The 17,757-nt window shown below is 61.9% G+C and carries 18 protein-coding genes; 12 read left to right on the top strand and 6 right to left on the bottom strand.

The window, feature by feature from the left end; all coding sequences use genetic code 11:
* Window positions 1-265: 265 nt before the first annotated feature.
* Together clpA and B7Y43_RS10630 are read right to left on the bottom strand one after the other, a co-directional pair.
* A complete protein-coding gene (gene clpA / locus B7Y43_RS10635) occupies window positions 266-2,581 on the bottom strand; it encodes an ATP-dependent Clp protease ATP-binding subunit (protein WP_374131628.1) in 2,316 nt (771 codons plus the stop codon).
* A 125-nt stretch (window positions 2,582-2,706) separates the two neighbouring features.
* On the bottom strand, window positions 2,707-3,009 hold the full coding sequence (locus tag B7Y43_RS10630) for a DUF1192 domain-containing protein (RefSeq protein WP_374131627.1): 303 nt from the start codon (window positions 3,007-3,009) through the stop codon (window positions 2,707-2,709).
* Here B7Y43_RS10630 and B7Y43_RS10625 point away from each other — a divergent pair.
* From B7Y43_RS10625 to B7Y43_RS10605, 5 genes are all read left to right on the top strand, one after another.
* A complete protein-coding gene (locus tag B7Y43_RS10625; RefSeq protein WP_374131626.1) occupies window positions 2,990-3,991 on the top strand; it encodes an NAD(P)H-quinone oxidoreductase in 1,002 nt (333 codons plus the stop codon). The genes B7Y43_RS10630 and B7Y43_RS10625 overlap by 20 nt on opposite strands.
* A gap of 142 nt (window positions 3,992-4,133) precedes the next feature.
* Window positions 4,134-4,433, top strand: a complete 300-nt coding sequence (locus B7Y43_RS10620) for a GIY-YIG nuclease family protein (protein ID WP_374131625.1) — start codon at window positions 4,134-4,136, stop codon at window positions 4,431-4,433.
* A gap of 198 nt (window positions 4,434-4,631) precedes the next feature.
* The gene (locus B7Y43_RS10615) at window positions 4,632-5,255 is read left to right on the top strand and encodes a YqiJ family protein (RefSeq protein ID WP_374131624.1); all 624 of its coding nucleotides are present in this window, start codon (window positions 4,632-4,634) and stop codon (window positions 5,253-5,255) included.
* Window positions 5,256-5,260: 5 nt separating this feature from the next.
* On the top strand, window positions 5,261-6,961 hold the full coding sequence (locus tag B7Y43_RS10610) for a flotillin family protein (RefSeq protein ID WP_374131623.1): 1,701 nt from the start codon (window positions 5,261-5,263) through the stop codon (window positions 6,959-6,961).
* Complete coding sequence (locus B7Y43_RS10605) at window positions 6,958-7,575, top strand: glutathione S-transferase family protein (protein WP_374131622.1); 618 nt, start codon at window positions 6,958-6,960, stop codon at window positions 7,573-7,575. Before B7Y43_RS10610 ends, B7Y43_RS10605 begins: the two co-directional genes overlap by 4 nt.
* Window positions 7,576-7,590: 15 nt before the next feature.
* Here the strand turns inward: B7Y43_RS10605 and B7Y43_RS10600 are convergent, their stop codons facing one another.
* Window positions 7,591-8,046, bottom strand: coding sequence for a MarR family winged helix-turn-helix transcriptional regulator (locus B7Y43_RS10600; protein ID WP_374131621.1), 456 nt, complete (start codon window positions 8,044-8,046; stop codon window positions 7,591-7,593).
* 114 nt (window positions 8,047-8,160) lie between these two features.
* On the opposite strand from B7Y43_RS10600, the gene B7Y43_RS10595 reads away from it, so the two are divergent.
* From B7Y43_RS10595 to B7Y43_RS10570, 6 genes are all read left to right on the top strand, one after another.
* Window positions 8,161-8,814 carry a hypothetical protein gene (locus B7Y43_RS10595; RefSeq protein ID WP_374131620.1) on the top strand — a complete coding sequence of 218 codons (654 nt, stop codon included), beginning with the start codon at window positions 8,161-8,163 and terminating at the stop codon, window positions 8,812-8,814.
* Window positions 8,815-9,049: 235 nt separating this feature from the next.
* Window positions 9,050-9,922: a UDP-2,3-diacylglucosamine diphosphatase gene (locus B7Y43_RS10590; protein ID WP_374131619.1), complete on the top strand. Its 873-nt coding sequence runs from the start codon at window positions 9,050-9,052 to the stop codon at window positions 9,920-9,922.
* 5 nt (window positions 9,923-9,927) lie between these two features.
* Window positions 9,928-10,959, top strand: coding sequence for a glycosyltransferase family 1 protein (locus tag B7Y43_RS10585; RefSeq protein ID WP_374131817.1), 1,032 nt, complete (start codon window positions 9,928-9,930; stop codon window positions 10,957-10,959).
* Window positions 10,960-11,084: 125 nt separating this feature from the next.
* Complete coding sequence (locus B7Y43_RS10580) at window positions 11,085-11,765, top strand: DUF1013 domain-containing protein (RefSeq protein ID WP_374131618.1); 681 nt, start codon at window positions 11,085-11,087, stop codon at window positions 11,763-11,765.
* 1 nt (window position 11,766) lies between these two features.
* Window positions 11,767-12,876, top strand: coding sequence for an MBL fold metallo-hydrolase (locus B7Y43_RS10575; protein WP_374131617.1), 1,110 nt, complete (start codon window positions 11,767-11,769; stop codon window positions 12,874-12,876).
* A 54-nt stretch (window positions 12,877-12,930) separates the two neighbouring features.
* Entirely contained in the window at window positions 12,931-13,548 is a 618-nt protein-coding gene (locus tag B7Y43_RS10570) for a glutathione S-transferase family protein (RefSeq protein ID WP_374131616.1), read from the top strand.
* A 20-nt stretch (window positions 13,549-13,568) separates the two neighbouring features.
* On the opposite strand, the gene B7Y43_RS10565 is transcribed toward B7Y43_RS10570, so the two are convergent.
* The 3 genes from B7Y43_RS10565 to B7Y43_RS10555 form a co-directional block, all read right to left on the bottom strand.
* Window positions 13,569-13,772, bottom strand: a complete 204-nt coding sequence (locus tag B7Y43_RS10565; RefSeq protein ID WP_374131615.1) for a DUF1289 domain-containing protein — start codon at window positions 13,770-13,772, stop codon at window positions 13,569-13,571.
* 8 nt (window positions 13,773-13,780) lie between these two features.
* Window positions 13,781-15,232 carry a DEAD/DEAH box helicase gene (locus B7Y43_RS10560; RefSeq protein ID WP_374131614.1) on the bottom strand — a complete coding sequence of 484 codons (1,452 nt, stop codon included), beginning with the start codon at window positions 15,230-15,232 and terminating at the stop codon, window positions 13,781-13,783.
* Window positions 15,233-15,347: 115 nt separating this feature from the next.
* Window positions 15,348-15,809, bottom strand: a complete 462-nt coding sequence (locus B7Y43_RS10555; protein WP_374131613.1) for a hypothetical protein — start codon at window positions 15,807-15,809, stop codon at window positions 15,348-15,350.
* A gap of 494 nt (window positions 15,810-16,303) precedes the next feature.
* Between B7Y43_RS10555 and B7Y43_RS10550 the strand changes: the two genes are divergently transcribed.
* A complete protein-coding gene (locus B7Y43_RS10550; RefSeq protein ID WP_374131612.1) occupies window positions 16,304-17,752 on the top strand; it encodes an FAD-binding oxidoreductase in 1,449 nt (482 codons plus the stop codon).
* Window positions 17,753-17,757 lie beyond the last annotated feature (5 nt).

The following is a 17,757-nucleotide window of genomic DNA, read 5'->3' as shown; positions in this document are numbered from 1 at the left end:
TATTTGCTGCGTGACGCGCCTCCTCTAGCCGCGGCGAGAGGCTTCCTGATGACCCGGTCGTGACGAAGAGGCGAATAAATTGAGACAGTTATGCTGCCGCGTCGGCGCTGAGATCAGTCTGGTCGATTTCTGCGCGGTACAATCTGGTGCGCCATTGCCCGCAACGTTCCGGGCCGGTGCGGCGATCACTTTGCCGCAACAGATGCGACCATAGGATAGTGCTTATCGGCGCGAGGGGAACCCCGTCCCCCTCGCGCCGAGCCTTTCACTTCGCCTTGACGGGCTCTGCCTTGCCCTTTTTCTTCGGCTTTTTGGGTGCTGCTGGCGTAATCTCAAACGCCAACGCATTGTCCTTCATCTTCACCGTCACCTCACCGCCATGGACGAGCTTGCCGAACAGCAGCTCCTCGGCCAGCGGCTGCTTGATCTTTTCCTGGATCAAGCGGCCCATCGGGCGGGCACCGTAGAGCTTGTCATAGCCCTTGGTGGTGAGCCACGCCTTGGATTCATCGTCCAGATTGATGTGCACCTGCCGGTCCGCCAGCTGCAATTCGAGCTGCAGAATGAACTTATCGACCACGCGGGCAACAACCTCGGGTGGCAAATAGCCGAACGGGACGATCGCATCGAGCCGGTTGCGGAATTCGGGGGTGAACATCTTCTTCACCGCCTCCTCATCCTCACCTTCGCGCGTCATTGCGCCAAAGCCGACCGCCTCGCGCGCCATATCGCTGGCGCCCGCATTGGTGGTCATGATCAGGATAGTGTTGCGGAAATCGACGGTCTTGCCGTGGTGATCGGTGAGCTTGCCGTTGTCCATTACCTGCAACAGGATGTTGAACAGGTCCGGATGCGCCTTTTCGATTTCGTCAAGCAACAGCACCGAATGCGGCTGTTGATCGACCGCATCGGTGAGCAGGCCGCCCTGATCATAGCCAACATAGCCCGGAGGCGCGCCAATCAGCCGACTGACTGAGTGGCGTTCCATATATTCGCTCATGTCGAAACGCTGGAGCGGGATGCCCATGATCGAGGCGAGCTGGCGCGCGACCTCGGTCTTGCCCACACCCGTCGGGCCGGTGAATAGATAATTGCCGATCGGCTTGTCGGGATCGCGCAGGCCAGCGCGGCTGAGCTTGATCGCAGAAGCGAGCTTCTCGATCGCGGCATTCTGGCCGAATACAACGCGCTTCAGATCGGTCTCGAGCGAGGCGAGCGCGGCGGTATCGTCCTTTGACACCGATTTCGGTGGGATGCGCGCCATCGTCGCGATCACCTGTTCGATCTCCTTGGCGGTGATCGTCCGCTTGCGGCGGCTCGGCGGCACCAGCATCTGCATCGCGCCGACCTCATCGATCACATCGATTGCCTTGTCGGGCAATTTCCGATCGTTGATGTAGCGCGCCGACAGCTCAACCGCGGTCTTAATCGCATCGGGCGTGTATTTCACGTTGTGATGGTCTTCAAACGCGGTGCGCAGGCCGGTCAGGATCTTGATCGTGTCCTCGATTGTCGGCTCATTGACGTCGATCTTCTGGAAGCGCCGCAGCAGCGCGCGGTCCTTTTCGAAGTGGTTGCGGAATTCCTTGTAGGTCGTTGAACCAATGCAGCGGATCGTGCCGCCCGACAGCGCGGGTTTCAGCAGGTTGGAGGCGTCCATCGCCCCGCCCGAGGTGGCGCCTGCACCGATGACTGTGTGGATCTCGTCGATGAAGAGGATCGCATCGGGCAGCTTTTCGAGTTCGTTGACGACTGCCTTCAGCCGCTCTTCGAAATCGCCGCGATAGCGTGTCCCCGCGAGCAGCGCGCCCATGTCGAGCGAATAGATGACGGCGGGCTTCAGCACCTCGGGCACATCGCCTTCGATGATTTTGCGCGCGAGGCCCTCGGCGATCGCGGTCTTGCCCACGCCGGGATCACCGACATAAAGCGGATTGTTCTTCGACCGGCGGCAGAGAATCTGCACCGTCCGATCGACTTCAGCATGACGGCCAATCAGTGGATCGACCTTGCCGTTCTTCGCCTTCTCATTGAGATCGACGCAGAACTGCTTGAGCGCGCTTTCGTTTTTGCCCTTGCTGTCCTGCTTGGCGGGCTTTTCCTCTCCCGCACCCTTTGGCGTGGAAGCTTCGGTCGGCGTGCTGCCCTTGCCAACGCCGTGGCTGATGAAGCTGACGGCATCGAGCCGGCTCATATCCTGCTGCTGCAGGAAATAGACGGCATAGCTTTCGCGCTCGCTGAACAGCGCGACCAGCACATTGGCACCCGTGACTTCGTCGCGGCCGGATGACTGGACGTGAAGAATGGCGCGCTGCACGACCCGCTGGAAACCGCTGGTGGGCGAGGGATCAGTCGCCTGTTCGACCTTCAGCGCTTCAAGCTCGGTGTCGAGATAATGCGCGACGGTGGTTTTCAGCTCGCCCAAATCGACGCCGCAAGAGATCATCACCTTGCTGGCATGCTCGTCATCGACCAGCGCCAGCAAAAGATGTTCGAGCGTCGCATATTCGTGGCGGCGCGATGTCGCCGCTTCAAGGGCCTTGTGGAGCGTCGTCTCAAGGGCAGATGCGAAGGAAGGCATTATCGTCTACTCCAAACGGGCCGCCAGCAATGTGCGGCCCTTTCCAGCTATGTCGGAAGGCAGCGCTCCCGCATCAAGCACTTGACAAATTATCGCCTCAGCCGGGCCCCGAGGCGATTGTGTCGTCACCGCTTGAATAACGCGTCAGCGCTTGCGCGATGGTTAACGGCGCGGTGCAAATGTCGCTGGGTGCGTTCGATTTCTGCCGTCAGCGCACCAATGCGCGCTTCTAGCTCCTCGACCGAGAAGGGATCGAGATCATGCCGGGCAAGCGCATCCAGAGGATCGCCCGCCCGACGCGCGAGAGGCTCGTCGGGCTCCATCGTCACAACGTTGACCCGCGCGGCGGTCGTGTCAATAAGGGCTTCGGGGCTTTTTCCTGCAGAACCAAAAAGGGCGACGGACTCGATGACCGCGATTCCCGACACGATGACTGCAATCGATCCGGTGACGCCGGGCGGGCCGGAGGTACTTCTCCCGGTATCGCGGCCCGTGCCGCAACCTGCGGCCGGGGAGGTGCTCGTCAAGGTGGCGGCTGCCGGGGTGAACCGGCCCGATGTGCTCCAGCGCAAGGGTATGTACCCGATGCCGCCCGGCGCTCCGTCGATCCTGGGGCTGGAGTTGGCGGGCGAGGTGGTCGCGATTGGCGACGGTGTGGAGCGTGAAATGCTCGGCCAGTCGGTCTGCGCTTTGGTCGGCGGCGGGGCCTATGCCGAATATGCCGTCGCGCCTGTCGGCACATGCCTGACCGTGCCGCCAGCACTGTCGATGGTCGAGGCGGCGGCAATCCCCGAAACGCTGTTTACCGTATGGACCAATGTCTTTGAGCGCGGATACGCCACTGAAGGCGACACGGTCCTGGTGCATGGCGGGACCAGCGGGATCGGCACGATGGCGATTGCGCTAGGCGCTGTGTTTGGGCTGACCGTGATCGTCACCGTGGGATCGGACGACAAATGCGCAGCGGCCCTGGCGCTGGGCGCAGCGCACGCGATCAATTACAAAACCGAGGATTTTGTCGATCGGGTGAAGGCAATCACGGCGGGCAAGGGTTGCGCCGTCGTGCTCGACATGGTCGGCGGCGATTACGTGCCCCGCAACCTGCAATGCCTGGCCGATGACGGACGGCATGTGTCGATCGCGGTGCAGGGCGGGCTGATGGCGACCATCCCGATCTTTGAGGTGATGCGGCGACGGTTGACATTAACCGGCTCAACGCTGCGCTCGCGCGACCTGAGCTTCAAGTCAATGGTCGCGGACGAACTGGCGCGCGTTGTCTGGCCGCATGTCGAAGCGGGCAAGCTGAAACCGGTTATCGACAAGACCTATTCGCTGGCCGAAGCTGGCGCTGCCCACGCCCGGATGGAAGAGGGCGACCATGTCGGCAAGATTGTGCTGACCATGGGGTGAGGGCTGAAGAGGGCAGCTGGACCCCCGCCTTCGCAGGGGCGACGGGGAGGGAGCAGTGATCGACAAGACCACTCATATTTTTTTCGTCTCCCCCGCGACGGCGGGGGTCCAGCTACCTTTCTCCGCAGCCCGGTGAGTGCCAATGGGCGGCTGGGTCTACATCATGGCCAACCGCTATCGCGGCACCATCTATATCGGCGTCACCGCCGACATCTCGCGCCGCGCCTTCCAACATGCGACTGGGGAGGGCGCAGACTTCTGCAAGAAATACGACCTGACCCAACTTGTCTACGCCGAATATACCGAGCGGATCGAGGATGCGATTGCGCGCGAAAAGGCGATGAAGAAATGGCGGCGCGATTGGAAGGTTGCGCTCATCGAGCGGGCGAATCCGGATTGGCTGGACCTGTTCGATACATTGAACGGCGCGCCGGAAGATTAGCTGGACCCCCGCCTTCGCGGGGGCGACGGCCGCCATGCAGCGTTACTCTCCCCCCGTCTCCCCCGCGAAGGCGGGGGTCCAGCTGCCTTTTCTCCGTCACCGCAAACACCGCCCCGTAAAATCGGTACGCCCCCCATCCGATTCCGCTATCCCGCCACCCCAAGTCCTTCTAATATCGACCGCAACAGGAGAATGTTCGTGTTTGCGGTTCTGGGTGCGTCGGAGAGCGTCGTTTTTGTGTCGGCGCTGATTTTGATGCTGTTGATCGGCGCGGTTCAACTGGTTGGTCTGGGCGGGCACTTCGGAATCGACGCGCACGTTGATGCCGATGTCGACGCGGAGATCGACTTGCTCGGCTGGCTTGGTGTCGGCACCTTGCCGCTGATGATCCTGATCGTCGTTTTTCTGGCGCTGTTCGGGACGACGGGGCTGATCATCGAACAGGCGAGCCATGACTGGCTTGGGACGTTTCTGCCGCCGTTGATTGCCGGACCGGCGGCGCTGGTTGCCGCACTGCCGCTGACAGGGTTCAGCGCACGCGGGCTCGCGCGCATTTTGCCGCGCGATTTCACCACCGCCGTTTCGCTCGACACATTAGTTGGCGAAACAGGCAAGATCGTCACCGGTCGCGCGTCGCATGGGTCGCCCGCCCGGGCACGGGTGGAGGATCTCCACGGTCAGGCCCATTTCGTGATGGTCGAGCCCAATGCGTCCGACCAAATCTTGGAGGAGGGCGAAGCGATCCTCCTCGTGCGGCGCGAGAACGACCTGTTCCGCGCCATTTCCCGCGGCGATCATCGCTTGCCGCAACTCGGAGTGTAATCAACATGAACGACCTGGTGACTCAGGGCGGCTCAGTGCTGCCTTATGTCGTCTATCCTGGCGTGGGCCTCATCGTCCTGCTGGTCATCGGCCTGATGCTCGCGCGGCTCTACAAACGTGCGTCGAAAGAGGTTGGCTTCGTTCGAACCGGGTTCGGCGGGGAAAAGGTGGTGATCAACGGCGGCGCGCTGGTGCTGCCGGTGTTTCACGAAACGATGCCCGTCAATCTCAACACCGTGCGGCTGGCGGTCGAGCGCAAGAACACCGATGCGCTGATCACCTTCGACCGGCTTCGGATCGACGTGAAGGCGGAATTCTATGTCCGGGTGAAGCCCGATGCGCAGTCGATCGCGACTGCGGCGCAGACGCTCGGCATGCGGACGATGCACCCCGATGCGCTGAAGGAGCTGGTCGAAGGCAAGTTCGTCGATGCGCTGCGTTCGGTCGCCGCCGGCATGACGATGGCGCAACTGCATGAGCAACGCAGTGAATTCGTGCAGAAAGTGCAGCAGGCCTCGTCGGTCGATCTCGCAATGAACGGGCTTGAGCTGGAGAGCGTGTCGCTGACCGGGCTCGACCAGACCTCGATCGAGCATTTCAACGCCAATAATGCCTTTGACGCCGAGGGCCTCACCAAGCTGACCGAGCAGATCGAGCTGCGCAAAAAGGCGCGCAACGACATTGAGCAGGACACCCGCGTCCAGATAGAGACCAAGAATCTGGAAGCGTCGCGCCAGAGCTTCCTGATTGGGCGCGACACTGAATTTGCGCGGCTGGAGCAGGAGCGCGAGATCGAGATGAAGCGCGCGGCGCAAGCCTCCGAAGTCGCGCGCGAACAGTCGCTGCGCCAGCAGGAGTCGGAGCAAGCCCGGATCGAGGCCAAGAAGCAAATCGACAGCCAGCAGATCGAGGCTGACCGCGCCGTCAAGGAAGCGCAGATTGCGCAGACCCAGGCGCTCGAACTCGCCCGACAGGAGCAGCAGATCGCGGTCCAGAACAAGAGCCGTGAAGAAAGCCAGGCGCGCGCCGAGGCCGATGGCGCCCGCGCCAAGGCGGTCGCCGCCGAGGAACAGGTCGGCACCGCGCGGGAAACCGAGATTGCCGAGCGCCAAAAACGCATCGAACTGATCGATGCGGCGCGAGAGGCGGAACGCGCCGCGATCGGCGTCAAGGTGCAGGCCGAGGCTGAGAAACAGGCTGCGGCTGATCGTGCTGAGGCGCAGCGTCTGACGGCGGAAGGCGATGCCGAAGCGGTAAAGCTGAAGGCCGAGGCAGACAGAATCCGGTTCGAGGTCGAGGCGGCCGGGCAACGCGCCGTCAACGAGGCCGCCAATATCCTGTCGTCCGACACCATGTCGTTGCAGAGCAAGCTTGCGCTGCTGAAGGTATTGCCCGAAATCATCCGCGAGGCAGCCAAGCCGATCGAAGCGATCGACAGCATCAAGATCGTCCAGGTCGAAGGGCTGAACGGACAGGGCGGCAATGGCGGCGGCCATGATGGCGGCGACCAGAATCTTGCCAATTCGGCGGTATCGGCGGCGCTCCGCTACCGCGCGCAGGCTCCCTTGATCGACGGACTGATGAAGGAGCTGGGGCTGGACGGATCGTCGCTCGACGCGCTGACCAATATCGTCGCACCGCCCGCAATTGCGGGTCCAGCAACGACCGCGTCCGCCGCCACGCTTGAAGGGGGGGTGGGGCAATGACCGACACGCTGATCCTGCACGAATATCCCCCGTCGGGGAATTGCTACAAGATTCGGCTTACGGCCGCGCTGCTCGGCATCGCGCTGGAGCGGCGGGGGTATGACATTCTCGCGGGCGAAACGCGGACGCCTGCCTTCTTGCGCGACATCAACGCCAATGGCCGTATTCCGGTCCTGCAGATCGGCGACAAATTCCTGCCCGAAAGCAATGCCGCCTGCGTCTATCTGGCGCACGGATCGGCGCTGATTCCGGCTGATCGCTTCGACCATGCCGACATGCTGCGCTGGATGTTCTGGGAGCAGTATAACCACGAACCCAACATCGCGACCTTGCGTTTCTGGCTGGCGTTCGTCGGCGCCGAGAACCTGTCCGATGCGCAAAAGGGTCAGCTAATGGCCAAGCAAGTCGCGGGGATGGCGGCGCTCGCGCTGATGGACGCGCAACTGGCGAAGACGCCCTTTCTTGTCGGCGACACGCTGACGCTCGCCGACATTGTGCTCTACGCCTACACCCATGTTGCCGAGGAAGGCGGCGCCTTCTCTCTCGCGCCCTATGTCAACGTCGTGGCGTGGCTGGCACGCGTGGCGGCGCTGCCGGGGCATGTCGCGATCTAGCGAGACTCGGCGCCGCTATTCGGCGGCATCGGCCACCATGACACCCGCCAGCCTGATCAGCGTCGCGCGATCATCGGCTGGTAGGGCCGCAAGCATCGCGCGGCAATTATCGCGCTGAATCTGTAACAGCCGGTCTGCCAGCACTTCGCCCTCGGCACTCAACGATACCAGCACGCTGCGCCGGTCGGTCTCGCTCGGGACGCGGCGAATCAGCCCGCGCCGCGCAAGCCGGTCCAGCGCGGAGGAGATGGTGGAATCGGGCGCCCCAAACTCGCTCGCAAGCACCCGAACGGGCCGCCCATCGCCCGGCTGGAGATGGGTGAGCAGGCCAATGTCATTGTGGTGAAGGTCGGCATAGACGCTGTCCGCCAGCAAGCCGGGTTCGAGCTTGAACCGCCGCAACAGCCCGATCACGCCGGCAAGCAAGGCGTCGACTTGTGCTTCTTCGACGAGGGACTGGGCTGCGGCCATGGCACCGCCTAACCCGTGGCGCCGCGATCCTGCAAGTGGGGGATTGACATTTGCAACGACCATCGGATAATCCGAAGATCGTAATATCCGATTGTCGGCGATTAGGAGCGCGCGATGAGAGCGAGATTGATGACGTGGCTGGCAATGCTCGGTGTGTCGGGTCCAGCGGTGGCGGCACCATGTGTACCGCCCGTTGGCTATTCGAAGGCGCCGCCGCCTGCGCCGCTGCCGGTGGAACGGCTGGTATCGCGCGTGGAGACCATTCGGATAAAGGCCCCGCTGCCCGTCGTCCTCGCGTCGATTGCCGAAACCAAGCTCGAAGACGCCATTCCGCCGCAAAAGAACTTGCCTTCGGTGACGGGTACCAGGCTGCTGACGCCCGGCGCGTTCGACTTTCCCGGCGCGCGCCGCATCGTATGCTTGTCGGATGGCTCGACATTGATGGAGCAATTGCTCGAAAATCGGGCCAGCGCGACCGAGGCGCGTTTCCGCTACATTGTGTGGAACTATACCTCGGCAACTGCGCGCCCGATTAGCTATGCCGTCGGTGATTTTGTCCGCACCCAGCTGCTAACGGGCGAGACGCACGTCCGCTGGACCTATGCGTTCAAGATGAACCGAACGCGGTTGCCCGGGGTGCTGGGCTTTGTCGGCGATCAGCTTTTCCGTTGGTGGTTTCTCGACGGTGACTACGCACAGATGATGCGCGCAACGCTCGCCGCCGACAAACAGCGCGCCGAAAAGCGGGCATCGAAAGGCCGGCCGTAGCAAGCGCCCCGCAGGTGCGACCGACCGGCCATGCGTGCGCATCGGCCCCGCGCAACTGCGCCAACTTGGCATGGCGCGTGCCCGTGCCGAGGGTGCCGGGCTATATTGGGATTCTCGATCAAACATGGGGCGAAAAAACCGCCGAAACTGATGAATCGCGGGCCCCCAACGATTCAAAATGTAACATAAACGGGGCATAGCCGACCAACCAAGGGATGGTTGCGGGGTTACGCGCATGAATATTGCCCAGCTTTCGATCGATAGCGGGTTGGCCGATTTCGCCGATTTCGTGCATTCAGAACCGGCCATCCCAGAACGGACATTTGGTGGGCGGCAGCAGTATCGCACCATCTGGATATCAGACATCCATTTAGGCACACGTGGCTGTAATGCTGAGATGCTGATCGATTTTCTCGATCACGTGGATAGTGAGACGCTGTATCTGGTTGGCGATATCATTGACGGGTGGCGGCTGAAGAAGAAATTCTACTGGCCGGCTGCGCATAATGACATCGTCTGGCGGCTGCTAAAGCGCGCCAAGCGCGGCACCAAGGTAATCTATATTCCGGGCAATCATGACGAGGTTTTTCGTCAGTTTTCCGGGCTGGATTTCGGCGGCATCGCGATCCGGCGCAAGGCAATCCACCAGACCGCCGACGGGCGGCGATTGCTGGTGCTGCACGGCGATGAATTCGATGCGATCACGCTGGCGCATAAGTGGCTCGCGCATGCGGGCGATCTCGCCTATAACGCGCTGATGGCGCTGAACCGGCTGGTCAACGCGTTTCGTCGACGCTTTAACCTGCCCTATTGGTCGCTATCGAAGCACGCGAAGGCGAAGGTGAAAAACGCAGTCGAGTTTATCTCGAATTATGAAGAGATTGTCGCACATGCAGCCGGCGCGCGCGGCGTAGATGGAGTGGTTTGCGGCCATATTCACACCGCAGAGCACCGCATGATTCAAGGTGTGGAGTATTGGAATGACGGAGATTGGGTAGAAGGTTGTACCGCATTGGTCGAGCATTTCGACGGTCGGATGGAAGTGCTCCATTGGGCGGACGAAATCGCAGTGCGGGAACTCGCCACAATGCCGGCCATGGCGGCCTGACGCCGGTGCGGATCGCAATCGCCACCGACGCGTGGAGCCCCCAGGTCAACGGGGTGGTCCGCACGCTGCAATCCGTGCGTGCCGAACTGGAGCGCCAGGGCCATCAGGTGCTGGTGATCAGCCCTGAACATTTTTATTCGATGCCGTGCCCGACCTATCCTGAAATCAGGCTAGCCTTTGCGCGGACGTCATCGGTTGGGAAGATGCTCGCCGATTTTAACCCGCATGCGATCCATCTGGCGACGGAAGGGCCGATCTGCCTGGCAGCAAGGCGCTGGTGCCTGTCGCGCGATTTCCCTTTCACCACTGCCTATCACACGCAATTTCCGGATTATGTCTCGGCGCGAACGGGCATCGATCCGGGCTGGATCTGGCGGTACATCACCTGGTTCCATTGGCCGGCGCAGGCCGTGCTTGCTTCGACTGCCTCAATCGCGCGCACGCTGCGCACGCATGGCCTGAACAAGATCAGGCATTGGGGGCGCGGGGTGGATTTGTCTATTTTTGGCCCTCACATCACCCCCGATCCGGCGATCCGCGCGCTGGGTGGACCGATCCAGCTTTATGTCGGCCGGGTGGCGATTGAAAAGAATATCGAGGCCTTTCTCGAGGCGACCGTGCCCGGCGTCAAAGTGATTGTCGGCGACGGCCCCGCGCGCGCAACGCTTGAAGCGAAATATCCCGAAGCGCATTTTCTGGGCCCGAAATTCGGCGCTGATCTGGCGGCTGCCTATGCCGCCGCTGATGTGTTCGTGTTCCCCAGCAAGACGGACACTTTTGGCCTGGTGATGATTGAGGCGCTGGCGTCTGGCGTGCCAGTCGCCGCTTTCCCCGTGACCGGGCCGATCGATGTCGTGAAGGCGGATATCGGCGCGATGGACGATGATCTCAATGTCGCGATCGCCGCCGCGCTGACGCGTGATCGCGCGGCCTGTGCGGCTTACGGCCGAACCTTCACCTGGGAAGCAAGCGCCCGCCAGTTTCTGGAGGCACTGGCCCCGATCCAGCTGGATGATGATGAAGCCATGGCCGCCTGATGGCGGGTTGGCAAAATCGTCGTGTCCGTTAAGCGCCTTGCCCCGGCAGGCGATCCGCATTAAGTCATCAGCATTACAGGCCGCTCCTTAACGGGGCGGCCCTTTCTGTTTTTAAGGAGTTTCCCGTGGCCCAGCCGCTCATGCCGCATGCAACCGCCTCTTGGCTCGTTGACAATACTGCGCTCAGCTTTGAGCAGATTGCTGAATTTTGTGGCCTGCATATCCTCGAAATTCAGGCGATTGCCGACGATACTGCCGCCACCAAGTTAACGGGTCGCGATCCTTTGCGCGCGCATGAGCTGACGCAGGACGAAATCGACAAGGGCCAGGCTGATCCCAATTATCGGCTGAAGATTCTGAAGGGGCCAGAGCAGATCCGCCGGACCAAGGGGCCGCGCTACACGCCGGTTTCCAAGCGTCAGGACAAGCCCGATGGCATTGCCTGGATCATCCGCAACCACCCCGAAATTTCGGACGGCGCGATCGGTAACCTGATCGGGACCACCCGGACGACAATCGCCGCGATCCGCGACCGTAGCCATTGGAACATCGCCAATATCACGCCGAAGGACCCGGTTACGCTCGGCCTGTGTTCGCAGCGCGAACTTGATGCCATCGTCGCCAAGGCAGCCAAGGCAGCCGGCATCGAAGCCCCGGTTGACAACCGCCTTGAAGGCGACCGCGCCGCGTTGATCACCGAATTGCGCGCACAGCGCGAACAGGCCGTCCGTGACGCGGAAAATGCCGGCATGGAAGAGACTGAACTGGAAGCGCGCGGCTTCGAGGACCCCTTCAAGCGCCGCTGACGTGACGCGCATCTCCCCCGATGCCGCGCTGGTCGCTGATGAAAGCTTTGTGGCGACTAGTCATAAAGGGCTGACCTATCCGTTCGGGCATGTCGGCCCTGAACCTGATCAGGTGATGACGGTGGCCGATGGGCTGCGCTGGGTGCGGCTGACCGTGCCGGGCCCGTTGAAGCACATTAATTGCTGGCTGATCGACGATCATGATGATCGCGGGCCGGGCGTGGCGCTGGTCGATACCGGCATGAACCTGCCAGAGGCGCGGGCGGCGTGGAAGGCGATCAGCAAGGGGCCATTGGCGGGCGTGCGCATCACCAAGGTGATCGGCACGCATTTCCACCCCGATCATATCGGCCTGGCGGGCTGGATGTGCGATCATCACGATGCGCCACTGATCATGACGCGGGGTGAATGGCTGACCGCGCGGATGCTTGCGGCCGATGCACGCGATGCCGTGCCGGCGGAAATGATCGCGATGTGGCGCGCGGCTGGCTGGGGTGAGGAGCCAATGGCGCGCGGCATGTCACGCGGGTGGAGCGGGTTTCGCCGGATCATCACACCGCTGCCGCTTGGCTTTAGGCGGATTGTCGATGGCCAATCGCTGATGATCGGCGGGCGGCCCTGGCGGATCGTCACCGGATCAGGCCATTCGCCTGAACATGCCTGCTTGTTCGATGAAGCGCGCGGCCTGTTCATTTCGGGCGACCAGGTGTTGCCGCGGATCAGCTCCAACGTCTCGCTGGGCGTGACTGAGCCCGAAGCCGATCCCTTGGGCGAGTGGCTCGATTCAATCGCCAAGCTGAAGAAGCTGCCGCATGATCTGATCGTGCTGCCAGGGCATGGCGACGTGTTTTCGGGGCTGCATGTCCGGCTCGACGCGCTCGACCGGGAGCATCGCGATCGGCTCGATGAACTTGCTGTGTTCATCGCCGAAGCGCCGCGACGGGCGGTCGATTGTTTCGGGCGGCTGTTCCGCCGCGCGATCGGCCCTGAGGTCTACGGCATGGCGACTGGCGAGGCGCTGGCGCATCTCCGCAGGCTCGAGGTCGAAGGGCGCGCCGTCAAGGATGTGATCGACGGCGTCTGGTGGTATCGCGCGCCGCACAAGGCTTGACGCCAGCGCGCCGATCTGTTCTTTTTCTGTTCTGAAAAAGGGAGGGGAGTCGCCATGGCTGGTATTTTGACCTTCTACACCAATCCAATGTCGCGCGGGCAGATTGCGCGCTGGGCTATTGAAGAGAGCGGGGCGTCTTATGAAACTGTCCTGCTCGATTACGCAACGACGATGAAGCAGGAGCCATTTCTGTCGATCAATCCCATGGGGAAGGTGCCGGCGATCGTGCACAACGGACAGGTCGTTACCGAATGCGCGGCGATTTGCGCCTATCTTGCCGAAGCTTTCCCCGATGCCGGGCTTGCCCCTACGCCAGCCGAGCGCGCTGACTATTATCGCTGGCTGTTTTTTGGCGCGGGGCCGCTGGAACAAGCGATTACTAACCGCGCAATGGGTTTTGCACCGACCGATGATCAAGGGCGAATGGCCGGTTACGGCAATTACGATCTCGCGGTTGATGTGCTCGAAAAGGCGGTAGCGGCATCGCCCTATATCGCGGGTGACCGGTTTACCGCCGCCGATGTCTATGTCGGATCGCAGGTCATTTGGGGCGTGCAGTTCGGTACTCTACCCAAGCGTGCGGCGTTCGAAGCCTATATCGCTCGACTGGTCTCGCGCGATGCCTATGTCCGCGCCAAGGGAATTGATTTGGCGCTGATTGCTGAGGCGTAAGCCACGGCCTGACGGGGCTGTTAGCCCATCATCGCCTGTCGCCGCGCTGGCAGCGCAGCCATCACCTTGGCGCGCCATTCAGCGCTGCCGCTCGTCCAGCCAGCGATTTCGTGCAGCGACCGCGCGCAGCCGGTGCAGAGCTGGGATGCCGGATCAATGGCGCAGATATTGATGCAAGGGCTGTCGATCGTCTGAATCGGCACGCGTTCGACAATGCCCGACATAGCGTGCGTCAGCTGATCTTGGCGCGCAGGAAATCCGGCAACGGGCCGTTCCAGCCGCCATCATCGTCGCCGTCATCAATCGCCGTCGTTCGGGCCGGCGCTGGTTTGGCCTTTGGCGGCATTGGCTTGGCCGTTGCCGTTGGGGCCGAATTCGGCGCAGCGCGCGCTGGCCGTGCGGCAGGCTGCGCGCGTTCGGCATGGGCATCGATCAGACGATCATCATCGAATGTTGGCGCGGCTGCGGGCGCCGCACGTTCGGCCTTGCCGACGGCCTTGGCGGCGGGCTTACGCCGGGACTTGCGTGGTGCCCGCTCATCCTCGTCGGCAGGGCTGTCGACAGGTCCGCTTTCGCTGGCGAAACGGTCGATTTTCTGCCCCGTCAGCTTTTCGATATTGGCGATATTCTCAGCATCGTCGGGCGTGACGAAAGTGAAGGCAACACCCGTCGCCCCTGCGCGGCCAGTGCGGCCTATGCGGTGGACATAATCGTCCGGGTGCCAAGGCGCATCATAATTGAAGACGTGGCTCACGCCCTTGATATCCAGCCCGCGCGCGGCGACGTCAGACGCGACCAGGATGTTGACATCGCCTGCCTTGAACCGGTCAAGCTCGGCGATACGTTGCGATTGTTCCATGTCGCCATGGATTTCGCTGGAGCGATAGCGGTCGCGCTGCAGCGATTTGTTGAGCTCCCGCACCGTCGTCTTGCGGTTGCAGAAGATGATGGCGGTCTTGACATCCTCGGCGCCAAGCAGCTCGCGCAGCCGGTCCTTTTTCTTCGATGCCGAGACCGAAACCACCCATTGCTTGATGTTGACATTGGCGGTGGCCGGCCGAGCGACTTCGACCATTTTCGGGTTTTCAAGAAATTTGTCCGCCAGCCGCTTGATCGGGGCAGGCATGGTCGCGGAAAACAGCAGGGTCTGGCGCTGCTTGGGCAGCTTGGTGCAGATTTCCTCGATATCGGGGATGAAGCCCATGTCGAGCATCCGGTCCGCTTCGTCGATCACCAGAAGCGAGCAGCCATTGAGCATGATCTTGCCGCGACCAAAAAGATCCATCAGGCGGCCGGGGGTCGCAATCAGCACGTCAACGCCCTTTTCAAGCGCCGCAAGCTGGTCGGTCATCGAGACGCCGCCGATCAGTAGCGCCATCGAAAGCTTGTGATATTTGCCGTATTTCTCGAAATTTTCGGCGACCTGCGCGGCAAGTTCGCGCGTTGGCTCGAGGATCAGTGAGCGCGGCATGCGTGCACGACTGCGGCCCTGGGCCAGAATATCGATCATCGGCAGCACGAAGGACGCGGTCTTGCCTGTGCCTGTCTGCGCAACGCCGATCATATCGCGCATCATCAGGATCGAGGGGATTGCGCTCGCCTGGATGGGGGTGGGCACAGTATAGCCCGAATCCTCGATTGCGCGAAGAAGTTCGTCAGATAGGCCGAGATCGGCAAAGGTCATGCTGTGTCCGGAAAAAGGGTCCGCTGGCAGCGGGCCTGAAAGCAATAGTGGCGGTTGCGGATTCCGCCCCAAATGTCAAGATTTGCCTTGGGGCAGGCCGAAAGCCCGATCGGTTTCAGCGCTTGCGGCGCAATTCCCTAAACGCCTCGATCCTGCAGGAGTCGCCCGATCGTGATCGGATGGCATCGCGCTTGGCGCAAATCATGCCATCAAGGGTGCGACGGATATACAGGCCGGCATAGAAATCGATCGCTGGACAATCATCGTCGAATTTGGCGCACAGCCTGCGGCCCTCGATGGTGAGGAAATCCACACTTTCGGTCCGGCTGACGGCAACACCCGTTATCGATGTGATCGCGAGGCATTTATCGGCCTTCACTTCTTTCCATCGGATCGGCGACGCCGCGATTTGTTGAGGCACGCGCGGTGAATCGGGCAGCTTGGGCACGCGAATCACAATGCGTTGGCGATAGGTCATAATGCCATATTGAACCGTCTGCCTCGCCTGCCCGTTTTTGTCGGGCATCGGTGCAGCAAACAGCAGCATGAGTGCGGGGGAGAGCAGGACAGTCATCATGAGAAGCAACGCTGTTAACCCAGATGGTTGAACAGCGGATGAATTGGCGGCGATTTTTTCGACATGGCTGGCCGCCCGTTAGCTCTTCGCCGGAGCGCCAACTTGCCCGCAGCTCAGTCTGGCCTGCGCCCCGGCGACGGGGCGGGAGCACCGACATTGCCGTTGGCGGGTGGCGATGCAATCGCGCCACCCTCATTATCCCATCGCGATAGTGCACGCTTGCGAAGCGCCGATGCTTTTTTGGAAGGGTCAGCATCTGTCATTCGGTTGTCCAATACGTTGCAAAATTTAAAATGGCCGGAGAATTATGGCGTATTGATAACGTCTAGGCTTTGTTTTTGGTCCTGAATCGATTTCAGCGGATAGATCATCTGCCCAAAAGCAGTTTCTTGGCCAGCGAACCCTGCCGTGCGTCGCTTCGGCAGAAAGTCCGGTCGTGATTCCACGCGCTGCGCGATGGACGGCGGCGGGCATCATGCTAATACCCTCGCGAAATGACCGCTGCGCAAACTTCCCTGATCGAAACCCTGAAGGATCGCCTTGGCAGCAAGGCAGTGATCACCGACGGTAATGATATTGCGCCCTGGCTGGTGGATTGGCGCGGCCGATATCATGGCGCGGCCGCAGCGATTCTGGCCCCAGCGACGACGGCCGACGTCGCCATGATCGTGGCTGCTGCGGCTGAAGCCGGGGTGCCGCTGGTGCCGCAGGGTGGGAATACATCGATGGTCGGGGGCGCGACCCCGCCTAGCGATGGATCGGCGCTGATCCTGTCGCTGCGGCGAATGAACCGCATTCGTCACATTGATGCCGGGGCTAATCTCGCGGTGGCGGAAGCGGGGGTTATCCTTGCCGATCTGCATGATGCCGTCCACGAACAGCACCGGCGTTTCCCGTTGACGCTTGGCGCGCGTGGCAGCGCGACGATTGGGGGGCTTGCGTCCACCAATGCCGGTGGCACCCAGGTCTTGCGCTTTGGCACGATGCGCGCGCTGGTCGCTGGCGTTGAGGCAGTATTGCCCGATGGATCGGTGCATGACGGGCTAACCGCGCTGAAAAAGGACAATCGCGGCTATGATTTGAATCAGTTGCTGGTCGGCGCAGAGGGAACGCTGGGCGTCATCACGGCGGTAACGCTGCGGCTGGTGGCCGATGTCAGCGCGCGCGCGGTGGCTTGGGTGGGCGTGGCCAGTCCGGCTGATGCGCTGGCGCTGCTGCGGCGGATGGAAGCCGCCACCGATTGCATCGAAAGCTTTGAAATCGTCCCCGATCACTCGCTGCAGCTCGTCATCGACCATTTGCCCGGCGCGCGCGCGCCGTTGGCTGGCCCGCATCCCTGGCATGTCCTTGTCGAAGCTGTGGCGACTACTGCTGATGCCGAATCGCCGGCCGCCATCGTGGAGCGGCTCCTGACTGGCGCGATCGGTGATGGTCTGGTCGCTGATGCAGTGATTGCCGCCAGCGAGGCCCAGGCCGACGCATTTTGGCGGCTGCGCGATTCGATCTCGGCGGCGGAACGCGCCAGTGGTCCGGCCGTGCAGCATGATATCTCGGTGCCCGTGGCAGGGATGCCCGGTTTCATGATCGCCGCCGCGCGTGCAGTCGAAGCGCGTTTCCCCGGTACCAGCGCCGGTGCTTTTGGCCATTTGGGGGATGGCAATGTGCATTTTCACGTGCGTGCGCCTAAAGATGTCGATGCCGAAACATGGTATGCTGAACAGGCCCTGCTGATTACGCCCTACGTCAATGATCTTGTCGTCGCGGCAGGCGGGTCTATTTCGGCTGAACATGGGATCGGCCAGATGAAGCTGCACGAGTTGGAACGGCTGTCCTCGCCCGCCCGGCTGGGGATGCTCCGCGCGATCAAGCTGGCGCTCGATCCGGGACAGATCATGAATCCCGGCAAGCTCGTAGCGCTTGCGCCAGCGCGCCGGGCACCATAGAGGCG

This window comes from Sphingomonas sp. 28-62-20 (genome assembly GCF_002281505.1).
Note: the sequence above shows the minus strand (reverse complement) of the source record. Positions and strands in the feature narration are given on the sequence as shown.